Below are 21,979 nucleotides of genomic sequence, written 5' to 3' on the forward strand. Positions count from 1 at the left end.
GCCAATCCCGATGCAGGTCAGCGCAGTTATCGGCCGTCCACCACACCCTCGCGGTCAAAACCACGTCTGATCGTTCGTGGTACGGCTGGTTTGCGATAGGTGCGGGTGACCGTGTCCGGCTCGGAATTCTGTTGCGGCAAAGCATCGTTGCCGACCTGGCGCACTTTCACGAGGTTGCGCCCGGCACGCTTGCCGTCGTACAGAGCCTCGTCCGCGACGCTCATGAGGGTGGCCAACGTCGGCGTCGCATGATCGACCCACGCGACTCCGACGCTGACTGTGCTCGTCACGTCTGATTCGGCCGAGTACTCGACTTGTGCGCCGCGGACGGCCTCGGCGACGTCGACTGCTCGCGTGAAACTGCAGTCCGGCAGCAGAATGGCGAACTCCTCGCCGCCAAGCCTTCCGATCAGATCGCCCTCGGACAATCGGGCAGCGGCCCGTTCGGCGAAGTTAGCGAGAACGCTGTCACCGGTCATATGTCCGTGAGTGTCGTTGATGCTCTTGAAGTGATCCAGGTCGAGCATCAGCAGGCCGACCGGGGACTGCGCGCGGGCCGCGTTGGCAAGTTCCGATTCCGCATGTCCGAGAAAGGCGCCGCGCGAGAGGACCCCGGTCAAATGGTCGAATTCCACCGCGAGAAATAGTTCGCGCTCGGCAGCACGACGTTCCTCGGTCGCACAGGCCACCGCGATCGGCCCCAACGCGATCAACGTGACCGCAATGGACGTGATGACGTCCTCGTTCGAACTCGAGGTGCCCTGGTCCCCGATATCGAGTCGACCGCTACCCGCCATCATGAGTGACCACACCGACCAGACCACGGACACGAAGGCAGTACTCGGGACCGAGATACGAGTGGCACACCAGAGGAGAGCTGGAATCGGCAGGACCAGCGCGATCGGCCCTTCGATGTTGAGGGCGATCGGCACGCAGGCTGCAGTCGCGAGCAGGGGAACGCTCACTGTGGCGACGGTTTTGACGGTCAGTGTGCGGCGGAACTCGGCAAGGCTCGACGGGATGGTGAGAGTGAGGATGAGAGGAAGGACCAGCAGGTACGCCATTACCTCGGTGGCACCCCAGTGGACAAACGTGTCGGTGAAGGACTGACCGCGAAAGAGACGGTCCAAGGCGCCTGCCGTAGCCGCGGTACCAGTCGCCGCGACGAACGAGACGAAGACCATCCACACCAGCGACTGCGAATCGACCAATCGGAACGGAGTGCGCTTCAAGTAGTGCAGAGCAAGGACTCCGACCGTCACTCCGGCGACATTCGCCCCGTTCAACTGCACCGCGAGCGACAGGGAGTTGCCGGTCACCAGGTCAGCGCAGACGTATCCGACCGTCGCGGCGATCCACGTCGGCCACTCGATCAGAACCGGCCACCTGACCATCATTCCCAGCAGCAGGGCGTTCGCGCACCAGAACGTCGCGAGCAACCCTGGTGGGCGCGTGAGGATGCCGATCAACGAAGCCGCAAGCACGACGGACAGCACGAGGAGTAGACGCAGAAAGCGACTTGCCCTATCCATGCGTCACCTCGCGGTCTGCTACCTCTTAAGACAGGAGCACTGGACGTCGCGACACGTTTGCATGCCGTCGACGGTATGTCGATGTCGTCGATCCATCGTACGCAGGTGCGCCCACCGCTGGCCTTCGTTCGATCGCCGAAAACACCACCTACGAAAGCCCGCGAATACGGGTGCCCTCCGACCACGAGAGTGGACAGAGGGCACCTGCAATGCAATCCGAAGTGCAGAGCCGTATGGATCTGCCGGAAAAGGATGACTATTCGGCGGATCCACTGGAGAGACCCGAAAGCGAACCGGTGGACGAGCCCTCGGCCTCGCCGGACAGCGATTCGGTGGGAACGGACTTGAGGAAAGCGCCGAGCGCCGTGAGCAGGGGTCCGAGGGTGCTGAGCGATCCGAACATAAAGGTTTCTCCTGTATGTGAGGTGGTGTGATGTTCCAGCGCCAGACCGGCCGCAGGCGGCGACCGGAATGGTTCGGGAACTCCTGCCGCGCGGAAAGCGGAACCGCCCCCCGAACAACATCCCGAGTTGTGATGTAGCGCACTACCTTGGCGCTGTGTGCATTTATAGACCGACTACTCGCGCTTGTCCAGCTACCGAATAGCTACCATCGCGGATCGCTCGTACCACCTTTCGGCATAAGTGCAGATCAACGGGCAGTTTCATAAACCGGATCATTGCCATATGTGATTTAGCTCACACCTGGGACGCTAAAGGTGCGGCTCGCAGACAACTGCAAGCGACACTTTCGAACAAATGACACTTACTTATCAGCATCCGATCCGGTTCCGGGGTGAGTGAGCCCTTTTCTCGGGATGCAGTTGTGGTCACGAACGCGAGGACGTTCTTTGCGGAAGGCGCCGAGATTCTGGATCGAGGTCATGCGGCCACTCCCATGCATGTTTCGAAAGTCGTCTGCGCTCGAACGTCAGATGGTCGAATGTCAGGAGTTCGTTTCAATCGCTCCGCCCCTTTGTGGCCAAGCTATATACGTACGTCCAGTTTGTTTGTTTTCAAGAAGAACATGACACATTGGATCCAAATGTCAACCATCAGTTCGGGCGTTGTGACCTGAATTCAATCTCGAATTCAATGTGTTCTACATCACAGCCAATTAGGGCAAAAGGATGCAATCGTCAGAGTCGGTGCCGACCTCGACCGCGATCTGTCATACCGTGTGCGTGTGATCAATCGCGAACGAGCGGCAACCCACGCAACTCACCGGGAACCGTCGTGTTAGCAAAACTCCTCAAGGCGTACCTGCCGCCGTACCGCTGGTTGCTTGCCGGAGTCCTCACACTTCAACTCTTCGGTGCTATCGCGTCGTTGGTCCTCCCCACCCTCAACGCGCGGATCATCGACGACGGCGTTGCCCGCGGCGACACCGGATTCATCATGTCCACCGGCGGGATCATGCTTCTCGTCTCGCTTGCGTCGATCATCGCGTCGGTCGCGTCGACCTATCTGGCCGCAAAGTCCTCGATGGGTTTCGGCCACGACGTTCGAGGCGCCTTCTACAAGGCCGTCGGCAGTTTTTCGGATCGCGAGTTCAACAGTTTCGGCGCGCCGACCCTGATCACACGAAACACCAACGACGTCCTGCAGATCCAGGCCCTGGTGATGCTGACGTCCTCGATGCTCGTCAGTGCGCCGCTGATGTGTATCGGCGGCATCATCATGGCGCTGCGTGAAAACCTTCAGATGTCATGGCTCCTGACGATTTCGGTACCACTGCTCGGCATCACCGTCTCGGTCGTGGTCGCCAAGCTCATCCCGCATTTCCGGACGATGCAGACGCGGATCGACAACATCAATCGATCGCTGCGTGAACAGCTCACCGGTATGCGCGTCATTCGTGCCTTCGTTCGCGAGCCTGACGAGACGATCCGTTTCGACAAGGCCAACAAGGAACTAACCGACACGGCACTCCTCATCGGCCGCTACCAAGCGGTACTGCTGCCCACCGTCATGCTGATCGCCAACCTGTCGAGCGTCGCGGTGCTGTGGTTCGGCGCGCATCTGGTCGATACCGGAGACATGCAGATCGGACAGATCAGCGCATTCCTGGCCTACGTGATGCAGATCCTGATGTCGGTGGTCATGGCAACCATGTTGGCCGTGGTGATCCCACGCGCAGCCGTGTGCGCAGACCGCATCAAGGAAGTCCTCGACACCGAGCCGACCGTGCCCGCACCCGCTCAGCCGCTTCGTCCGACATCTCCTTACGGTGTTGTCGAGTTCGGTGGAGCCGGCTTCACGTATCCGGGAGCAGAAACGCCGGTCCTGTCGAATGTTTCGATGCGATGCATGCCAGGTACGGTCACCGCGATCGTGGGCAGTACCGGTAGTGGCAAATCGACCCTGGTCTCACTCATCCCCCGACTCTTCGACGTCACGGCCGGCGCCGTCCTGGTCGACGGCTTGGACGTCCGCGGCTGGGATCAGGACGAACTCTTCGCCAACTTCGGATACGTGCCTCAGAAGGCGTACCTGTTCGCCGGCACGATTGCGAGCAATATCCGCTACGGAAACCCGACGGCCACCGACGACGACATCTGGGCAGCCCTCACCATCGCTCAGGCAGACGACTTCGTCAGGGAACTGTCAGACGGTCTCGAGTCACCCATCGCCCAGGGCGGCGGCAATCTCTCGGGCGGACAAAGACAACGTCTCGCCATCGCCAGAGCTGTGATCCGCAGACCCCGGATCTTCGTGTTCGACGATTCGTTCTCGGCACTCGACATGCACACCGACGCTGCAGTCCGGCGCGAACTTCGTACGGTCTCGACGCATTCGACTGTCATCATCGTCGCGCAACGCGTCGCGTCCATCATCGATGCCGACCAGATCATGGTCCTCGAGGACGGCGCTCCTGTCGGCCTCGGCGACCATCAGTTCCTCCTGGCGAACTGTCCGACCTACCAAGAGATCGTGGCTTCCCAGATTCCCGCGGAGATGAGCGCATGACCAGCCCGCAGGACCCGACATGGGGCAGCCCCAACAGCCAGTACTTCGACGATGCGCCGACCGTCGTGTTCGACAAGATCCCGAACGAGCCGGAATCCGCGGACGGCGAGGCGAAGTCGAGTAACCCCGAGAATCCCGACAAAGAGCCGAAGCCCGCGCTGACCGCGACGGACACCAAGCCACGCCACTTCAAGGCGACGATGAAGCGGCTTCTATCGCTTCTGCAACCACACAAGTTTGCAGTCTGCTGTGTCGTCGTTGCGACGATCGCCAGCATCGCACTCTCCGTCGCGGTGCCGAAGATCCTCGGGCACGCGACGGACCTCATCTTCGCCGGGTTCATCGGCAAGAGCCTGCCGGCCGGGCTGACCCGCGATCAGGCAGCAGAGGCGATCCGGGCATCAGGAAATTCGACGTTCGCCGACCTCGTCGCCAACTCGACCGATGTCGTTCCCGGTGTAGGTCTGAACTTCGACGCCATCGGCAACGTCGTCATGCTCGCGATCGGCGTGTACTTGCTCTCGTCGCTGCTGGCCTGGTTGGAAGCATTCCTCCTCAACATCATCGTCCAGAAGACCATCTACAACCTTCGTGCCTCGGTCGAGGCGAAGCTTCACCGCCTGCCCCTTCCGTACTTCGACAAGACACCGCGCGGCGAGATCCTCAGCCGCGTCACCAACGACATCGACAACATTTCGTCGACGTTGTCGTCGACATTGACCTCGCTCCTGACGTCGGTGCTCACCGTCCTCGGTGTCCTGACGATGATGTTCGTCATTTCTCCGATGCTCGCCCTGATCGCGCTGATCGCCGTGCCGGTATCGGTACTGCTCGTTGCCAGGGTCGCCAAGCGCGCACAGGTCTTGTACAAGGCTCAGTGGGCCGAGACGGGCAAGATCAACGCACAGATCGAGGAGAACTACAGCGGTCGCGATCTGGTTCGCGTATACGGGCATCAGGCCGAAGCCGAGCGTGAATTCGCCGAGCAGAACAAGAAGCTCCTCGACGCGTCCTTCGGCGCACAGTTTCTCTCCAGCCTGATCATGCCGGTCATGAACTTCGTCGGAAACATCACCTACGTGCTGCTCGCTGTGGTCGGTGCACTCAAGGTCGCCAGCGGCAACATGTCACTCGGTGACGTTCAGGCGTTCATCGTCTATTCGCGCCAGTTCAGCCAACCCCTCACGCAGATCGCGTCCATGTCGACGAGCCTGCAATCCGGGGCCGCGTCGGCCGAGAGGGTCTTCGAGCTTCTCGACGAGCCCGAGCAGTCACCCGACATCGACGTGCCGCTACTCCCCGAGCCTGCCGGACGCCATCGCAACGTCGGTCACATCGAGTTCGAGAACGTCTCGTTCCGCTACGAGCCAGACAAGCCGTTGATCGAGAACGTGTACCTGACGGCTCGGCCCGGGCAGATGGTCGCCATCGTCGGACCCACCGGTGCCGGCAAGACCACCTTGGTCAACCTGCTCATGCGCTTCTACGAAGTCGACTCTGGCCGAATCACTCTCGACGACGTCGACATCTCGCAGATGCGCCGCTCCGACTTGCGCAAGCACGTCGGCATGGTTCTGCAGGACACCTGGCTCTTCGGCGGAACGATCCGCGACAACATCGCGTACGGCCGGCTCGACGCCAGTGAATTCGAGATCCACGAAGCCGCACGCGCCGCCTTCGTCGACCGCTTCATCCACACGCTCCCGGACGGGTACGACACCGTGCTGGACGAGGAGGCGTCGAACATCAGCTCCGGCGAGAAGCAACTCATCACGATCGCCCGAGCATTCCTGTCGGAGCCCTCGCTGCTGATTCTCGACGAGGCGACGAGCTCGGTCGACACACGTACGGAACAGCTTGTGCAGCAAGCAATGTCCGCGTTGCGCGTCGGGCGCACCAGCTTCATCATCGCGCACCGGCTCTCCACCATCCGTAACGCCGATCTGATCGTCGTGATGGAGGCGGGCAAGATCGTCGAACAGGGCACACACGACGAACTCATCGCAGAGGCGGGCGCGTACTTCCGTCTCTACAACGCTCAGTTCGAGGGTGCCGCCGTGTAGTGATCGGCGCCTCCCTTGGCGGACACAGTGCCCCGGAGCACACCTGCTCGATTCGACACGTTACCGTCGGGTCAGGAGTGTTGTCACCGTCTGAATTGGGAGTGCGTGTGTCTGCAGAAGCTGTGGAGAAGAAGGGCCCGCTCGCGGGCATTCGGATCGTGGAATTCGCTGGATTGGGACCGGGCCCGCACGCCGCGACACTGTTGGCGGACATGGGCGCCGACATCGTCATCGTGCAGCGCGCAGGGCAGATTCCACAGGACTCGAACGCAACCGACCAGATCAAGCGCGGCCGCCGCATCGTCGAGGCCAACCTGAAGGATCCGGCCGACGTCGCCAAGGTGCTCGATCTCCTGGGCCGCGCCGACGTCCTCATCGAGGGCTTCCGCCCCGGCGTCATGGAACGCATGGGACTCGGACCCGACGTGGTGTCGGAGCGCAATCCGCGCCTCGTCTACGCCCGTATGACGGGCTGGGGACAGGAAGGACCGCTCGCCAACGCCGCCGGTCACGACATCAACTACATCTCGCTGACCGGTGTCCTCAACGCCATCGGACGTAAGGGTGAACGTCCCGTCCCGCCGCTCAACATGGTCGGCGATTTCGGCGGCGGTTCCATGTTCCTGATCTTCGGCATTCTGTCGGCTCTCGTCGAGCGCTCGACGTCCGGTAAGGGCCAGGTCGTCGACGCGGCGATGGTCGACGGAACCCTCGCGCTCTCCCACATGATGTGGGCATTCCGCGGTCGCGGCGTCTGGTCCGACGAGCGAGGCGTCAACCTCCTCGATACCGGTGCCCCGTTCTACGACACCTACGAGACCTCCGACGGTAAGTACATGGCCGTCGGTTCCATCGAACCGCAGTTCTACGCACTGCTGCTCGAGGGCCTCGAACTCGATCCAGCTACGCTCCCCCACCAGATGGACACGTCCAAGTGGGACGACATGAAGAAGCTCTTCACCGAAAAGTTCCTGTCCAAGACTCGCGACGAGTGGGCCAAGATCTTCCTCGGCACCGACGCCTGCGTCTCGCCGGTCCTGACATTCGCCGAGGCACCGTCGAACGAACACATCGCGGCCCGCGGTTCGCTCATCGAACTCGACGGCGTCACCCAGCATGCACCGGCGCCGCGCTTCTCACGCACGCCCACCACGACGCCCGCCGCCCCGGCGCGTGAGGCGACGGTTATCGACACGGTCTGGACCTAGGGCCTTCGGCCCTGTGCGCCTTTTTGGTAGTTACTGCAACCAAAAAGGCGCACAGGGCGTCAGCCCAACCTGTAGAACCTGAACATCTCGTGCTCGATCGGCAGCACGTCCACCCGCTCGAAACCTGCTGCCTTGGCATAGCTTTCGAGAGTCGAGTGTCTCATCACCGTCCCGGTGCCAATGCTGCCTGGATGCGAAAGACTATCCGGCAAGCAACAGGTCAGCGAAAAGCCGTACAGCAATTGCTCGATCGGACCCGCCTCGGGATCGAACGCATCCGCTGTTCGTTCGTCCATCACGATCACCGGAGCGCCCGGCTGGGCAATCGCCCGAGCCGTGGACAGAAATCCCACCGGATCCGGTACGTCGTGGAGGCACTCGAAAGCAAAGACGGCATCGTACGTCCCGGCATCGGCTCGGCCTGTCTCCGGAGCTTGGCCGGCAACGTCGACCAGAGAGAAATGCACGCGGTCGTCGACCCCGCGATCGTGGGCGTTACGACGGGCGGCGTTCACCGAGGCTGCGTCGACGTCGAAACCGTGCACCTCGATCTTCGGGTAGCCGAGGGCGAGCGCGATCGACGACCAGCCCTCCCCCATTCCTAGATCAGCGACCTGCCCGCCGTCCGAGAGAACCGCATGCAGGTCGGTGACTACCGGCAGGAACTGCTGACAGAGCTGCTGCAGATACATCGGCCGGTTCAGCAGTGCCTGGCCCTCGCGAGCATCGGGTCCCATCGATTCCCACGTGACTCCGCCGCCATGACGATAGGCGTCCAGTAGACGTGGCATCGACCCCGTCGTCGCGACGAACAGCCTCGCCAGCGGTGTCAGGAACCTCAGGTTTTCGTCATCGACCAACACTTCGGCGTGGGCCGGCGACAGGCTGTACCGACGATTGGCATCCGAATTGACCTCCACATATCCGGCCACGGCCTGCTGCTCGAGCCACTCCCGCGCATACCTTTCGACGGTCCCCGTCCGGTCCGCCAGCTCCGTCGACGTGAGCGGGCCGTGATCACTCAGCGCGCGGTACCAGCCCAACCGGTCGCCCAGATACACAGCCTGCAGCTCCGACGCGCCGAGTGTGGCCGCGAACAATCGTTCTGCCAGCGCCTCCGCCGCACTGGTTCCCGCTGCGCCTGTACCGTCTACGACCGTCATGCCTGACCTCCTGGTTTCACACCTCTTTCAGTGTGTGTACCCAGTTCTCAGACGACGACCATTCGTTGGTCGGCCGTGTCGCGATCCGTCGCGAGAGTGTCGTAGGCAGCGGCGATGGATGCAACGCCGCGAATGAGGTCCTCAGGGGAACGCGCGTACGGCACGCGGATGAATCGTTCGAACGCGCCTTCGACGCCGAAACGCGGGCCGGCAGCGAGGAGCACTCCGAAGTTGGGTGCCACCGCCGCCAATGCCGTCGAGACGGGCGCAGACATACGCATCCAGACCGACATACCGCCGGAGCCGATGGTGGGGCGCCAGTCCGGCAGACGCTCGGCCACCGCACCGAGGAGTACTGCGCGCTGTTCGCGCAGAACTTCGCGACGCTGTTCGAGGAGCGAGCGGTCGTCGGCTAGTAGATAGGCAGCCGCAAGCTGATCCATGACGGGAGTACCGAGATCGATCGCGGCACGCGCACCGACCAACTGTGTGATGAGCGCGGCGTCGGCGCGAATCCAGCCGACACGCAGTCCACCCCACAGCGACTTCGCCGTCGAACCGATCGTCACCACTTCGGTTTTCGCAGCGCCGCGCCCATGTGAGGCGACCGGTGCCGGCGGAGGTGCGTCGAGCCACAGGTCCACCATTGTCTCGTCGACGACCAGAGTCATCCGCGTTTCGTGCGCGATCTTCGCAAGTTCGGCGCGCCCGGCAGAATCCATGCAGAGTCCGGTCGGGTTGTGGAAATCGGGAATCAGGTACGCCATTCTGGCAGCGGTTTGCCTTGCTGCACTTCGAATCCCGTCGAGGTCCCAGGCTCCAGCTGCCGCGAATTCCGGTCGGACCGGTACCGGGACCGGTCGGGCACCGTTTCGCCGAATTGCCTCCAGCGCATTGGGATACGTCGGATGATCGACCAGCACTCGCTCGCCGGGCGAGGTGAGCACCGAGAGCAACAACCGAAGCGCGTGCTGCGCGCCCGAGGTCACCATGATCTGTTCGGCGGTGGTGGGCAGACCTCGTGCTGTGTAGCGCTGCGCGATCACGTCACGCAAGTCGCCGATCCCGACCGGTTCCATTCCGTGCGTGGGCAGGTAATTCGGAAGTTCCCGCAGCGCAGACGCATACGCAAGTTCGACTTGCGCCGCGGGAGCAGCCATCGCGGCATAACTGAGGTCGACGACGGGTCCACTGGGCCCCGGTTGGTGGGAGCGGAACATCAACCCGTTGGGCTGAGCACCGGCCGGTAAGGCCACCGTGCTTCGCGAGCCCTGCCGGCTGATCAGGTACCCCTCGTCGCGCAACACCGAGTACGACGACGTGATTGTGGTCCGGCTGAGTTCGAGCACCGTCGCAAGTTCGCGCTCACTGGGCAGCGCGACGCCGAGCGGAACGCGGCCGTCGTGCACGAGCAGGCGGATACCGTCGGCAAGCGCACGGTACGCGGGCCTGCGTCCGGACTCTTCCTGCCAGGACCCGAGATCACGCGCAAGCGAACGGGCACCAAGAACTCGGGTCATCATGCAGTCCAGTATCGACAACTTGGCTATGTATTTCAATACCAGTCGAGTTGATCATATGTCCATGACTACCTTCGCAACCCTCATCGGCATCGGCCTCTTCGTGGCACTCGTGTACTTCTTTGCACCTGCCGAAGGTGAAGGTACCTACATTCGCGTCGAGCAGTTTCGCCTGGCAGCACCCCTCGGCGGCATCTTCCACCACGCAACTCCAGACCGCGAGAACAACTCTGTCAGACCTCCGTGCGATTGTGATCAGGGGGAAGAATTCACTGATCTCAGTCCAGTTGCCTAAAACTGGACTCTATTGCGTGCCTGGAAAGTCCCCAGACGAGGCGCCGCACATCTTCTCTCGGATGGACCCACTCGACGGTGCTATCGACGCCTACCACCGAGTTTCCCGATTGGAAGACCGTCACCGCGCACCTGTCGAAGCTGGCTTGAAACACGAAATCCCCGTTCCTGCAGGCAGGAACGGGGATTTCGAGGAGTCGAATTAGCGGACGATCTCGCGCCGGACGATCGTCTCGTCGCGGCCGGGGCCGACACCGATGCAGGAGATGAACGCACCCGAGAGCTCCTCGAGTCGTAGCACGTAGTTCTGCGCGTTCTGCGGCAGTTCCTCGAAGGTGCGAGCCTCCGAGATGTCTTCCCACCAGCCAGGCATCTCTTCGTAGATGGGCTTGGCGTGGTGAATGTCGCTCTGCGACATCGGCATTTCGTCGTGACGGACACCGTCCACCTCGTACGCGACACAGATCGGCACGGTGTCGAGGCTGCTCAGCACATCCAGCTTGGTGAGGAAGTAGTCGGTGATGCCGTTGACGCGCGTCGCGTAACGCGCGATGACCGCGTCGAACCATCCCGTGCGACGAGCGCGTCCGGTGGTGACGCCGACCTCGCCGCCCTGCTTGGCCAGGTATGCGCCGTGATCGTCGAACAACTCCGTCGGGAACGGGCCGGAACCGACACGCGTCGTGTACGCCTTCAGAATTCCGAGGACCGTGGTGATCTTGGTGGGACCGATTCCCGAACCGACTGCCGCGCCACCCGAAGTGGGGTTGGAGGAGGTCACGTACGGGTACGTGCCGTGGTCGACGTCCAGCAGAGTGCCCTGCGAACCTTCGAGCAGAACGGTCTCGCCGCGCTCGAGGGCGAGGTTGAGTTCCAGGCGCGTGTCCGAGATGCGGTGCTTGAAACCCTCGGCCTGCGTCAGTACCTCGTCGACGACCTGCTGCGGGTCGAGTGCCTTGCGGTTGTAGATCTTGACCAGCACCTGGTTCTTGAATTCGAGTGCTGCTTCGACCTTCTGGGTCAGGATCTTCTCGTCAAGGACGTCCGCGGCACGGACACCGACACGGGCGATCTTGTCCTGGTAGCACGGGCCGATACCGCGGCCGGTCGTGCCGATCTTCTTCGCTCCCAGGAAGCGTTCGGTGACCTTGTCGATGGCCACGTGGTACGGCATGATCAGGTGCGCATCAGCAGAAAGCAGCAGGCGGGACGTGTCCACGCCGCGCTCTTCCAGTCCTGCCAATTCGGTCAACAACACACCCGGGTCGACGACGACACCGTTACCGATGACGTTGTTGACGGCGGGGGTGAGGATTCCGGACGGGATGAGGTGCAGTGCGAACTTGTCACCGTTCGGCAGAACCACGGTGTGTCCGGCGTTGTTACCGCCCTGGTATCGCACGACCCACTGAAGCTGCTCGCCCAGTAGATCTGTAGCTTTGCCCTTACCTTCGTCGCCCCACTGGGCGCCGATCAGGACGATTGCCGGCATGACGTTGTCTCCTACGGTCGACGTGCAGCAGTTGTCCCGCCGCATTGGTACTGCCTGGCTTCCGCGCACATGATGCAGCGCCGAACTGTTGCAGTGACCGAAGGAGCAGTCTAGCCCAGAGCACCAGACCAGACCTGACGGTCCAGAATTTGGCCGGTGACCATCACGATTGCGAGTCGACACAGACACTCGCACTAAGATCGTCGGCAGTGATTCGGACGGCCATTTCGGGGAAGGGTGGCGAGGTCCCACTACCCGAGAAGAAGTCTGATCGAGCTAGGAGTGGCTTTGACCCCTGTGGTGCTCAAATGTGGCGATTCGCCGGTTCCACTCCCCCTGGGTGAACTCACGTCGTTCACTGTCCCCGAGCTTCCGGAGAAGCAAGACTTCGACGAGGCACTGTCCCAACTGCAGGTCGTGACGGAGCCGCGCTTGATCGTCGTGGGCAACGACGGCGCGTTTGCCGCTGCATTGACGCGGTTGATGCGACTCGAGCGACTCCACGTCGAACTCGCCTACGTCACCGAGAACAGGTCCGATGCGACCGACGCGTACAAACTCGCGACTGGTGCACGGGCTGCGCGCACGGCGTTGAAAGGCACAGTCCACACCGTGCCGCTCATTCGTGACGATGCCGGAATCGCGTTGGTCGGCGCAGCAACGGTCACAGGCCCGGCCGATGCCGCTGAACTGATCGGCGAGGCCTACGTCGACGACCACAAACTGTTCTCCGGCACAGTCCCCGGTATCCGGATCGTGCCGAGCCCCAAGCTCCCCGGCATCAAGGCATCTGTCGATCGTAAGAGTCGTTGGAGCGGACGACGCTGGCTCGAAGGCCGTGCAATTCAGCTGGGATCGCCCGCAGCTCGCCTGGTTCGCGACGGTGTGCCCAACCCGCGCGATCTCAAGCGTTCGACCTTCTACCGGCACGACAAGACTTGGTTGTTGGTCAGGTGAGAACCGGAGCAGCACGGTCGGCGGTTCGACCCAGCCCCGTCTTCCTCGGCGTCGTTGCCGTCACCGTCATTGCCGGAGTCGTCGCTTGGAACTCGACGTGGGGTTCCATCGCGGGCCGCGCGGGTGTTTTTGTCCTCGTGGTTGCCGGCTGGGTGGTCACGCTGTGCTTGCACGAGTTCGCCCATGCGTATCTGGCGTGGCGTCACGGAGACACTGACGTCGAGGCTCGTGGCTATCTGACACTCAACCCGCTCAAGTACAGCCATCCGATGCTCTCGATCGGGTTGCCGGTGCTGTTCATCGCGTTGGGCGGCATCGGGCTTCCGGGCGGCGCCGTGTACCTGCGCACCGGGATGTTCCCGCCCAAGGTGCAGGCGCGAATATCGCTCGCCGGTCCGTTCACGAACGCCGTCGCCGCGGTGATCCTCCTCGTCGTCATACGTGCGTACGGCTCAGGGACCGAGCACCTGACGTTCTGGGCTGGCCTCAGTTTTCTGGCGTTCCTACAGGTCATGGCAACAGTCTTGAACCTGCTCCCCGTCCCCGGTCTGGACGGTTACAACGCGCTGGAGCCGTACCTCGCACCCAACACACGACACCAACTCGAACAGTTCAAGCCGTACGGGCTACTCCTGTTGGTTGCGCTCCTGTTTGTCCCGCAAATCAATGTCGTCTTCTTCGACGCGATCTACTGGATCTTCGAACTGAGCGGTGTGTCCGACTACTACGCCATGCTCGGTAACGCCCTCATGCGTTTCTGGACGTGATCGAGTGTGCTGGAGGAGACTCGTGAGAGTCTGACATTTCAGACATTCATTCTTCTTCAGGAGAGCATCGATGATTGCGACGTCATTTCAGTCCGGCGGAGTGGAGTACACCCTCACGCGGGCCGAGATTCGACACGTGGAAGCACTGATCGACTTGCTCGCCGACGACCCGATCGGGAGCACTCGGGAGACGACCAACCCCGAGGCCCGAATGATCTACGAGGACGCGTTCAAGCGAATCGACGAGGATCCGGCGCAACTCCTCGTCACAGTTCTTGTCGGCGACGCTGTAATCGGCACAATGCAATTGACCTTCATTCCGGGTATGAGCCGGATGGGCGCGACGCGACTGCAGATCGAAGCCGTTCGCGTGCACGAGGATTTCCGCAGCAAGGGCATCGGCAGTTCGATGATCCGCTGGGCCTGCGAAGAAGGTGCCCGGCGCGGTGCCTTCCTGGCACAGCTCACCTCGGATCAAACTCGCAAGGAAGCTCACGACTTCTACGAGCGACTCGGATTTGTCGCCTCCCATGTCGGGTTCAAGAAGTCACTGAGCTGACTCCCAGCCACCAAGACTCCAGAACGCAGGCTCGAGCACCGGAGCACGACTGTGCCCCGGTGCTCGCGTCTTGAGTTGCTTCGGTTCAGGCCGCGGTGGGTGGACTGTTCCCGCCGATCGGCTGCTGGAACGGATCAATCGACATCGGTGGGTAGAACACCGCCTTCCGATCCTGGCCGATCTCCACCCGCCATTCGGTGTGGTGCAGCGTCCGATGATGATGACCGCACAACAAGATCAGATTGTCGAGATCCGTTGGGCCACCATCACCCCAGTGAACAATATGGTGGGCATCGCACCACCCCGACGGTGTCCCGCACCCTGGAAACGCGCACCCACCATCACGCACCGTCAACGCTCGCCTTTGCGGAACCGTCGCGGTTCTTACTTCCTTGCCGCAGTCGAGCGGAACACCATTTTCATCCAACAGAATCCGGGTGACGGTGCAGTCGCAGGCGAGCATCCGTGCGGTGTCGATGCTGATCGGGCCCGCCCAATCCGCCCACGCGTACCCGAGTTCCTCGGTGGACGGCAGCAAGTCCTTCAAGGCCTGCATATCGGTCATGTCTTTCGCGCTGGCGGTGACCGTGATGTGTGGTTTCACGCCGCCCTCGATCGGACCCAGTCCCGCCCGCTCGTACCGCCGCAACAACTCACAGAACCCATCCGCACGTCGTAGTGCCGGAGTGCGAGTGTCTTTGACGCCGTCCTTCTCCGGCGTCGGCGCCGACAGGCTCGACAACAACGTGATCAACCGGGCACCGTTGACCGCGTCCAGATCACCTTTCACCGTGACGCGCCCGTACAAGCCTTTCGAGGCATAGAACTCGTTACGCTCCGAATCCTCACCCACCGGAACGCCATCCTCGCGGTTTCCGTACTGCTTCTCGATCCGCCGAATCGCCGCCCGCACCGCATCACAATCGGCAATGTTCTTCGACGCCAACCCCAACAAGATCCCGCGAGCTTTGTCCACATCCGCCGGGGTCATGTTCTTCGGCGGATGCTGACAAAACGACGCCACCTGCCGGGCCTTCAACGCATCCACGTCACCACGATGAAACGCATCCGCGACAACAGGTTCGAGCATCAACAACCGCGCCAACCCGACCAGTAAGCTGCACTCACCGATCTCCAGATTCGTCGAATCATGCAACCACTGCGCGATCGCCCGAAAACCCTTCCCACCGAGAACCTCCCGGGAAAACATCTCCACGATCAGCAACACCATCCGCGACTGCAACTCGTGCCGGACACGCACCAGATCCAGAACCTCACTCTTGAGGTCCTCACCATCCAGCTGCCACGCATCCCGACTGTCCATGCCCAAAGTCTAATCGAACAAACTTTCGATAACCAGAGACACAACGGACAACTTCAAGAAGACCGAAAAACTCGAGAGCTGTTGAAATGCATCGCTATTCGAGCCGACGTCCACGCGATTCGTTGACAGAGACGCGCAACTCGCCGAGCGGCACTTCACGCCCCGACTCGCTGCGCACCTCGACGCGAACGCGCTCACCGGTAGCGTCGTCCGCCACCGCCAGCGGTCCACCCTTTCCTCCGTGCAGGTACTTGTCCCCCCACTGCATCAGCGCGAGAACCGCCGGCAGCAGGTCACGACCCTTCTCGGTGAGCACGTACTCGTGCCGCGTCCGCTTTCCAGGCTCCTTGTACGGCACACGCTCGAAGAGGCCCGCCTCCGTGAGTTCCTTCAGCCTCGCCGACGCCACCGCCTCGGTAATGCCGACCCGCGACGCAAAGTCGTCGAAACGAGTTGTGCCGTAGTAGGCCTCTCGCAAAATCAGCATTGCGGAGCGAGTGCCGACCACTTCCATAGCCCGCCCGATCGAACAATGCGTGGCCCGCCAGGCGTCGCGATCTTCGAGCACCCCAGTCAGTCGTACAGCGTCCATGGGTTTCACCATACCCCCTGGCTTGCCATAACCATAGCCAGAGTCTAGATTGCTGACTATGGAACTTCATAGCCAGCCGGTGCGGACCGGACCCCTCCTCGCAATACTGTCGGGGGCGCCGTTCGTCGCCAGCCTCGACCTCTTTGTGGTCAACGTGGCCTTCGGCGACATCGCCAAGAGCTACCCGGGTCACTCGCTCGGCGAGTTCAGTTGGATCCTCAACAGCTACGCGATCGTCTACGCCGCGCTGTTGATCCCCCTCGGACGCTGGGCGGACAGGATCGGACACAAGCGCGCCTTCATCGCCGGCCTCGCACTGTTCACCCTCGCCAGCGCCGCCTGCGCTTTTAGCCCCTCATTGTGGGCGCTGGTGGCATTCCGCATCGTCCAGGCGGTCGGCGCCGCGGCGCTCACCCCGGCCAGCCTCGGCCTCCTGATCAGTGCCCTCCCGGCTGCGAAACGTCAATCCGGCGTGCGCATCTGGGCGGCGGCCGGTGCGGCTGCCGCGGCATTCGGCCCCGTCGTGGGCGGCATTCTCGTCGAGGCGTCGTGGCGCTGGGTCTTCCTGATCAACGTTCCGGTAGGGATCGTGTTGCTCTATTTGGCAGTCCGGCTCGTACCGGACACGACGCATAAAGACCCCGATGCCGGAATCGACTTCGTCGGCGCTGCCCTTCTCACGGTCGGAATCGGCTCTCTTGCACTCGCTCTCGTCCAGGGTCCGGACTGGGGATGGACCGACAGCCGCGTTCTGATGGCCTTCGCCGTCGCCGCCGTCACCCTACTCTCGTTCTGGTGGAGCAACTCTCGCCATCGCACTCCCTTGATTGCTCCCGACCTTCTGAAGATCCGCTCGTTTGCCTGGTCCAACGTCACCGCCATCCTGTTCAGCGCGGCATTTGCTGCCGGCCTGCTCTCGAACATCCTCTGGCTGCAAGAAGTTTGGGGATACTCGGCATTGCGAACCGGCTTCGCCGTCTCGCCGGGCCCGCTTCTGGTTCCGCTGTTCGCGATCGCCGGGGGATCGCTGTCGCGCAGGTACTCGGCCGGACTCGTCGCCGCACTCGGCAGCATTCTGTGGGCCGTCGGAACGGTGTTGGTCCTCGTCTCGGTTGATTCAACGCCCAACTACGCGACCGGACTCCTGCCGGGCTGGATCATCGCCGGAATCGGCGTCGGCCTTGCCCTCCCGACCATTCTGTCCCAGGCCACCGCAGATCTGGCGCCGGCCCGATCAGCCACCGGTAGCGCAATCGTCAGCATGAGCCGACAGATCGGAACCGTTCTCGGCGTGAGCGTTCTGATCGCGGTTCTCGGCTCCTCCGTCGCCCCTGACACTTTCCGTCAGGCCTGGTGGGTGATCTTCGCTGTCGCGCTCGCCTCTGCACTGGCATCGCTGGGAATGACCCCGGCTACTTCACCCACCCCAGTTGTCCCCGCTGAATCCGCCATCTCTGAAAGGAATTTGTCATGAGAGACGCAGTTATCGTCGAAGCCGTTCGCACTCCGATCGGCAAGGGAAAGGCTAACGGCGCACTGCACGGCATCAATGCCGTCGACCTGCTCGCTCACAGCCTGAAAGCGGTGGTCGAGCGAACCGGAATCGATGCCGCACTGATCGACGACGTCATCGGCGGCGCGGTCAGCCAAGTCGGCGATCAGAGCCAGAATGTCACTCGCACTGCCCTTCTCGCCGCCGGCTACCCGGAGTCGGTTCCGGGAACCACTGTCGACCGGCAGTGTGGAAGTAGCCAACAAGCGGTTCATTTTGCTGCTCAGGGCGTCATCGCCGGAGCATACGACATCGTCGTCGCTGCCGGAGTCGAGTCGATGAGCCGAGTGCCGATGGGCTCGAGCAGCGTCGGGCGCGAGTCACTCGGGGTAGGTTTTGAAGAGCGTTACCCGGACGGTCTGGTACCGCAGGGCATCAGCGCCGAATTGATTGCCGCCAAGTGGGAACTGAGCCGCACCCAACTGGACGAGTTCTCGGCGTCGAGTCACCGGAAAGCCGCGCTGGCAACCGAAAGTGGCTACTTCACCAAGGAACTCGTCACTCTCCCGCAACTCTCGATCGACGAAGCGATCCGCCCCGGCACCACGGTCGAGACCCTTGCCGGCCTACGGACCGCCTTCGAATCCGACTACTACGCAGAGCGATTCCCACAGATCGACTGGTCCATCACCGCGGGAAACAGCAGCCCGCTTTCGGACGGCAGTTCAGCGGTGATGATCACGACCAGTGAGATCGCCGCGAAACTCGGCCTCACACCGAAGGCACGAGTGCACAGCTTCGCCGTCGCCGGCGACGATCCGCTGTACATGCTCACCGCGGTCATCCCTGCTACCCAGAAGGTCCTGGCCCGTGCGGGGTTGACGGTCTCGGACATAGATCTGTTCGAAGTCAACGAGGCTTTTGCCCCAGTGGTCCTCTCGTGGGCAGCGGACACCGGCGTCGATCTGTCCAAAGTGAACGTCCACGGCGGCGCCATCGCGCTCGGCCACCCGCTGGGCGGCAGTGGAACGCGGATCATGACCACTCTGGTCAACGCGATGGAACAGCGCGGCGCGCGCTACGGGCTCCAGACCATGTGTGAGGCAGGTGGGTTGGCCAACGCGACCATCCTGGAGCGTCTGGGCTGAGCCAACTCCATGCACGGCGCTCGGACATCAGTGACCGAGCGCCGTCCATTCGGACATCAGTGACCGAGCGCCGTCCATTCGGACATCAGTGACCGAGCGCCGTCCATTCGGGATCCGGCTTCCTCGCCACCACCCGAAATACGATTCCGCCCCGTCCGCTGCGCTGCACCTCGTCGATCAGGAAACCGGCGTTTTCGAGGTATGCCACCGGTTCGCGAGTGAGGTGATCAGCTCCGAACCGAACAAAAAGCGGTTCCACTGCCTTCATCAACGCACGAGCAACAACGTTCTTGCTCGGCCCGTGCTCGGCGAGAACGAATCGACCACCAGGCACCAGGACCCGAAATGCTTCGCTCGCAACTCGGTCCGGATCGGGGATCGTACAAAAGGCGTACGTGGACACCAACGTGTCCACGCACTCGTCGGGAACATCGAGTGCTTGCACGTCTCCGAGACGTAGGTCGACTTCGGTCTTCACCCCCTCGGAGACCTTGACCCTGGCCTGATCGAGCATCGCACTCGAGATATCCACGCCGATGACGTAATCGACGTCATCCCCGTAGAGAGGCAGGTTCAGCCCGGTACCCACGGCGATCTCGACCACGCGGCCATGCGCCTGGTCCACAGCCCATTTCCGGGCGTCACCGAGCACAAAGCGTTCGAAGCGCCCGATCTGTCGGTCGTAGTGCGCCGCCATTGCGTCGAAAGTCTTGGCGACCTGTGCAGTGTCTGGTTCACGCATAGTGCCCCGTTTCGATCGATCTTCTGTGCAGTCTTACATGCGAGCACCGGGTCGGGAAGACCTTTCGTGACGAAGGGCAACCGACCGAGCAAGGTCGTCCCTGACGGAAGCCCCCGGTATCGTTCCAGGTGACCTGACCTCACCTACGACGATCATGGATAGAGACCTCGTGCGATCAAGTAACTGCGTCACCGGTTCGGTCCGGCCACCTTTTTCCACTGATTCCACTGGAGGTCTGTGATGGCCGGCGGACTCTTCGCCCTGCTCGACGACGTCGCGGCCCTGGCTCGTATGGCAGCCGCCTCGATCGACGACGTCGCCGCAGCAACCGGTAAGGCGACCGCCAAAGCTGCGGGTGTCGTCATCGACGACGCAGCCGTCACACCGCAGTACGTCCGTGGACTCGCGGCCGAGCGCGAACTACCGATCATCAAGCGCATCGCCATCGGATCGCTGCGCAACAAGCTGCTGATCATCCTGCCGATCGCTCTGCTGCTCAGTCAGTTCCTTCCCTGGCTCCTGACACCACTGTTGATGGTCGGTGGCTGCTACCTCAGCTATGAAGCAGTGCACAAGATCTGGGGTGCGATATTCGGCCACGGTGATCACCACGAAACGGCCGACGAGCACCCTCGCGACGAAGAGGCCGTGGTTTCGGGTGCTGTCCGCACCGACCTGATCCTGTCCGCCGAGATCATGGTGATTGCACTCAACACCATCGCGGGCGAAGGTTTCTGGAGCCGGTTGGTAATTCTTGCCGTCGTCGCCGTGGTCATCACCGTGGTCGTCTACGGCGTCGTCGGACTGATCGTGAAGATGGACGACATCGGCTTGAAAATCGCCGAGACGTCGTCGGGCTTCACCCACAAGGTCGGCCGTGGACTGGTTCGCGGTATGCCTCACGTGATGTCGGTGCTCTCGGTGGTGGGTACCGCCGCGATGCTGTGGGTCGGTGGCCACATCTTGTTGGTCGGCATCGACGAACTGGGCTTCCACCCGCTGTACGACGCCGTTCATCACGGGGAAGAAGCAGTCAGTGACATCGCCGGAGTCGGTGGCGTACTGGCGTGGATCGTCAACACCCTTGCCTCGGCAGCGCTGGGCCTGGTGGTTGGCGCCATCATCGTCGCAGCTCAACTGGGTATCACCCGCCTGCTCGCAAAGCGTTCTGCGACGGCCTGATCGCCTACCTGTGGCGGAGCACCATCTGCTCCGCCACGGTGCGCATCCCTTCACGCAAGGACGAGGGTTCGAGCACCTCGACGTCGGCTCCCAGCCCGATCAACTGTGAGAGCGCGACGGCTTCGCTCTCGAGTTTCAGCCCGGCGCCCACCCATCCGTCGTCGTCCTCGGGTCCCACGTCGACAGCAGCCGCAAGCTCGCCCACCACGTCGGGGAGCCGGCGCCTGCCCTCTGGTGACAACCGCACCTGGCAGTCGAAACGAAGCAGCGACCGGTCGAACTCGGCCATCGACGCAGCCCACCACGACGGCAGATCGAAATCCACCGGCCGGGTGAACGAATCATCTTCTACCACCGCATTTTTGATGCGGCCGACACGAAACGACAGCGTTCGACCGTTCATCCCCGCCACCAGGTACCAAACACCGGCTTTGATGACCAGACCCAGCGGTTCGACCGTCCGCTCGCGATCGCGGTAGGCGAAGCGCAGCCGACGCGAGTCGAGCACAGCGGATGTGACGATCGGAAGACCTGAGATGTCTTCGACTCCGCCGAACCAGCCGGGGACGTCCACCAGGATGCGGTCCTGCCACAAGCGCGCGCTCTCGCGCAGCGGACCGGGCAGGGTGCGCAGCAGTTTGGCCCCCGCAGAACCGACGGCGTCGGATCGCCCGAGATCCGCAGCGATGGACGGCACGCCCAACAGCATGAGTGCGGACGTCTCGTCGTCCGTCATGCCGGACAGCTTGGACTGCCAACCGTCGAGCAGACGAATGCCACCACCCGGTCCGCTCTCGGTCCAGATCGGCACGCCGGCAGCCGACAACGAGGCCATGTCGCGGTAGATCGTTCGCACCGACACACCGAACTCGTCGGCCAACTGATCGGCAACGACGCCACGACTGCCCTGCAAACGCAACATGAGTTGGAGCAACCGCGCGGATCTCATGACGCGAACATTACCGAGAATCACTG

Annotated in this window: 19 protein-coding genes; 10 read left to right on the forward strand and 9 right to left on the reverse strand. The window is 62.4% G+C overall.

From position 1 onward, the window contains the following. Positions 1-26: 26 nt before the first annotated feature. Entirely contained in the window at positions 27-1,532 is a 1,506-nt protein-coding gene (locus R4P65_RS22120; protein WP_317828121.1) for a diguanylate cyclase, read from the reverse strand. A gap of 256 nt (positions 1,533-1,788) precedes the next feature. Then, positions 1,789-1,935, reverse strand: a complete 147-nt coding sequence (locus R4P65_RS22125; protein ID WP_230816295.1) for a hypothetical protein — start codon at positions 1,933-1,935, stop codon at positions 1,789-1,791. Between the two features lie 832 nt (positions 1,936-2,767). On the opposite strand from R4P65_RS22125, the gene R4P65_RS22130 reads away from it, so the two are divergent. The 3 genes from R4P65_RS22130 (at position 2,768) to R4P65_RS22140 (ending at position 7,772) form a co-directional block, all read left to right on the forward strand. Then, positions 2,768-4,501 (forward strand): ABC transporter ATP-binding protein, encoded by a 1,734-nt coding sequence (locus R4P65_RS22130; RefSeq protein WP_317828122.1) that lies wholly within the window; start codon positions 2,768-2,770, stop codon positions 4,499-4,501. Then, positions 4,498-6,564 (forward strand): ABC transporter ATP-binding protein, encoded by a 2,067-nt coding sequence (locus R4P65_RS22135; RefSeq protein WP_317828123.1) that lies wholly within the window; start codon positions 4,498-4,500, stop codon positions 6,562-6,564. The genes R4P65_RS22130 and R4P65_RS22135 overlap by 4 nt, the downstream gene beginning before the upstream one ends. A 107-nt stretch (positions 6,565-6,671) precedes the next feature. Further along, positions 6,672-7,772: a CaiB/BaiF CoA-transferase family protein gene (locus tag R4P65_RS22140; RefSeq protein ID WP_317828124.1), complete on the forward strand. Its 1,101-nt coding sequence runs from the start codon at positions 6,672-6,674 to the stop codon at positions 7,770-7,772. A 59-nt stretch (positions 7,773-7,831) separates the two neighbouring features. Here the strand turns inward: R4P65_RS22140 and R4P65_RS22145 are convergent, their stop codons facing one another. Further along, complete coding sequence (locus R4P65_RS22145; protein WP_317828125.1) at positions 7,832-8,935, reverse strand: class I SAM-dependent methyltransferase; 1,104 nt, start codon at positions 8,933-8,935, stop codon at positions 7,832-7,834. Between the two features lie 47 nt (positions 8,936-8,982). Beyond that, positions 8,983-10,458: a PLP-dependent aminotransferase family protein gene (locus R4P65_RS22150; protein ID WP_230816300.1), complete on the reverse strand. Its 1,476-nt coding sequence runs from the start codon at positions 10,456-10,458 to the stop codon at positions 8,983-8,985. 61 nt (positions 10,459-10,519) lie between these two features. On the opposite strand from R4P65_RS22150, the gene R4P65_RS22155 reads away from it, so the two are divergent. Next, positions 10,520-10,750 (forward strand): hypothetical protein, encoded by a 231-nt coding sequence (locus R4P65_RS22155; RefSeq protein ID WP_230816301.1) that lies wholly within the window; start codon positions 10,520-10,522, stop codon positions 10,748-10,750. Between the two features lie 201 nt (positions 10,751-10,951). Here R4P65_RS22155 and R4P65_RS22160 read toward each other — a convergent pair whose 3' ends face one another. Beyond that, a complete protein-coding gene (locus R4P65_RS22160; protein ID WP_095972424.1) occupies positions 10,952-12,241 on the reverse strand; it encodes an adenylosuccinate synthase in 1,290 nt (429 codons plus the stop codon). A 282-nt stretch (positions 12,242-12,523) separates the two neighbouring features. On the opposite strand from R4P65_RS22160, the gene R4P65_RS22165 reads away from it, so the two are divergent. The 3 genes from R4P65_RS22165 to R4P65_RS22175 all read left to right on the forward strand — a co-directional run bounded on the left by R4P65_RS22165 (position 12,524) and on the right by R4P65_RS22175 (position 14,524). Then, on the forward strand, positions 12,524-13,198 hold the full coding sequence (locus R4P65_RS22165) for a hypothetical protein (RefSeq protein ID WP_317828126.1): 675 nt from the start codon (positions 12,524-12,526) through the stop codon (positions 13,196-13,198). After that, a complete protein-coding gene (locus R4P65_RS22170; protein ID WP_230816303.1) occupies positions 13,195-13,965 on the forward strand; it encodes a site-2 protease family protein in 771 nt (256 codons plus the stop codon). Before R4P65_RS22165 ends, R4P65_RS22170 begins: the two co-directional genes overlap by 4 nt. A 70-nt stretch (positions 13,966-14,035) precedes the next feature. Then, on the forward strand, positions 14,036-14,524 hold the full coding sequence (locus tag R4P65_RS22175) for a GNAT family N-acetyltransferase (protein WP_317828127.1): 489 nt from the start codon (positions 14,036-14,038) through the stop codon (positions 14,522-14,524). A gap of 85 nt (positions 14,525-14,609) precedes the next feature. On the opposite strand, the gene R4P65_RS22180 is transcribed toward R4P65_RS22175, so the two are convergent. Both R4P65_RS22180 and R4P65_RS22185 read right to left on the reverse strand, forming a co-directional pair. Continuing rightward, entirely contained in the window at positions 14,610-15,848 is a 1,239-nt protein-coding gene (locus R4P65_RS22180; protein WP_317828128.1) for an HNH endonuclease signature motif containing protein, read from the reverse strand. A 94-nt stretch (positions 15,849-15,942) separates the two neighbouring features. Then, on the reverse strand, positions 15,943-16,440 hold the full coding sequence (locus R4P65_RS22185) for a helix-turn-helix domain-containing protein (protein WP_317828129.1): 498 nt from the start codon (positions 16,438-16,440) through the stop codon (positions 15,943-15,945). A 58-nt stretch (positions 16,441-16,498) separates the two neighbouring features. Here R4P65_RS22185 and R4P65_RS22190 point away from each other — a divergent pair, with 58 nt between their 5' ends. Next, positions 16,499-17,914, forward strand: coding sequence for an MFS transporter (locus tag R4P65_RS22190; protein WP_317828130.1), 1,416 nt, complete (start codon positions 16,499-16,501; stop codon positions 17,912-17,914). Continuing rightward, the gene (locus R4P65_RS22195; protein ID WP_317828131.1) at positions 17,911-19,080 is read left to right on the forward strand and encodes a thiolase family protein; all 1,170 of its coding nucleotides are present in this window, start codon (positions 17,911-17,913) and stop codon (positions 19,078-19,080) included. The genes R4P65_RS22190 and R4P65_RS22195 overlap by 4 nt, the downstream gene beginning before the upstream one ends. Positions 19,081-19,165: 85 nt before the next feature. Here R4P65_RS22195 and R4P65_RS22200 read toward each other — a convergent pair whose 3' ends face one another. Continuing rightward, positions 19,166-19,822 (reverse strand): class I SAM-dependent methyltransferase, encoded by a 657-nt coding sequence (locus R4P65_RS22200; RefSeq protein ID WP_317828132.1) that lies wholly within the window; start codon positions 19,820-19,822, stop codon positions 19,166-19,168. Positions 19,823-20,062: 240 nt separating this feature from the next. Between R4P65_RS22200 and R4P65_RS22205 the strand changes: the two genes are divergently transcribed. Further along, positions 20,063-21,004, forward strand: coding sequence for a DUF808 domain-containing protein (locus R4P65_RS22205; RefSeq protein ID WP_029254756.1), 942 nt, complete (start codon positions 20,063-20,065; stop codon positions 21,002-21,004). 4 nt (positions 21,005-21,008) lie between these two features. Here the strand turns inward: R4P65_RS22205 and R4P65_RS22210 are convergent, their stop codons facing one another. Continuing rightward, a complete protein-coding gene (locus tag R4P65_RS22210; RefSeq protein WP_317828133.1) occupies positions 21,009-21,953 on the reverse strand; it encodes a YafY family protein in 945 nt (314 codons plus the stop codon). Between the last annotated feature and the right edge of the window lie 26 nt (positions 21,954-21,979).

The organism is Rhodococcus sp. IEGM 1318, from assembly GCF_033142465.1.
Classification (GTDB): domain Bacteria; phylum Actinomycetota; class Actinomycetes; order Mycobacteriales; family Mycobacteriaceae; genus Rhodococcus_F; species Rhodococcus_F qingshengii_B.

Coding starts and splice junctions, on each gene's coding strand:
- R4P65_RS22120 (WP_317828121.1), bottom strand. CDS start 1,532: ATGGATAGGGCAAGTCGCTTTCTGCGTCTACTCCTCGTGCTGTCCGTC.
- R4P65_RS22125 (WP_230816295.1), bottom strand. CDS start 1,935: ATGTTCGGATCGCTCAGCACCCTCGGACCCCTGCTCACGGCGCTCGGC.
- R4P65_RS22135 (WP_317828123.1), top strand. CDS start 4,498: ATGACCAGCCCGCAGGACCCGACATGGGGCAGCCCCAACAGCCAGTAC.
- R4P65_RS22145 (WP_317828125.1), bottom strand. CDS start 8,935: ATGACGGTCGTAGACGGTACAGGCGCAGCGGGAACCAGTGCGGCGGAG.
- R4P65_RS22150 (WP_230816300.1), bottom strand. CDS start 10,458: ATGATGACCCGAGTTCTTGGTGCCCGTTCGCTTGCGCGTGATCTCGGG.
- R4P65_RS22155 (WP_230816301.1), top strand. CDS start 10,520: ATGACTACCTTCGCAACCCTCATCGGCATCGGCCTCTTCGTGGCACTC.
- R4P65_RS22160 (WP_095972424.1), bottom strand. CDS start 12,241: ATGCCGGCAATCGTCCTGATCGGCGCCCAGTGGGGCGACGAAGGTAAG.
- R4P65_RS22175 (WP_317828127.1), top strand. CDS start 14,036: ATGATTGCGACGTCATTTCAGTCCGGCGGAGTGGAGTACACCCTCACG.
- R4P65_RS22180 (WP_317828128.1), bottom strand. CDS start 15,848: ATGGACAGTCGGGATGCGTGGCAGCTGGATGGTGAGGACCTCAAGAGT.
- R4P65_RS22185 (WP_317828129.1), bottom strand. CDS start 16,440: ATGGACGCTGTACGACTGACTGGGGTGCTCGAAGATCGCGACGCCTGG.
- R4P65_RS22190 (WP_317828130.1), top strand. CDS start 16,499: ATGGAACTTCATAGCCAGCCGGTGCGGACCGGACCCCTCCTCGCAATA.
- R4P65_RS22195 (WP_317828131.1), top strand. CDS start 17,911: ATGAGAGACGCAGTTATCGTCGAAGCCGTTCGCACTCCGATCGGCAAG.
- R4P65_RS22200 (WP_317828132.1), bottom strand. CDS start 19,822: ATGCGTGAACCAGACACTGCACAGGTCGCCAAGACTTTCGACGCAATG.
- R4P65_RS22205 (WP_029254756.1), top strand. CDS start 20,063: ATGGCCGGCGGACTCTTCGCCCTGCTCGACGACGTCGCGGCCCTGGCT.
- R4P65_RS22210 (WP_317828133.1), bottom strand. CDS start 21,953: ATGAGATCCGCGCGGTTGCTCCAACTCATGTTGCGTTTGCAGGGCAGT.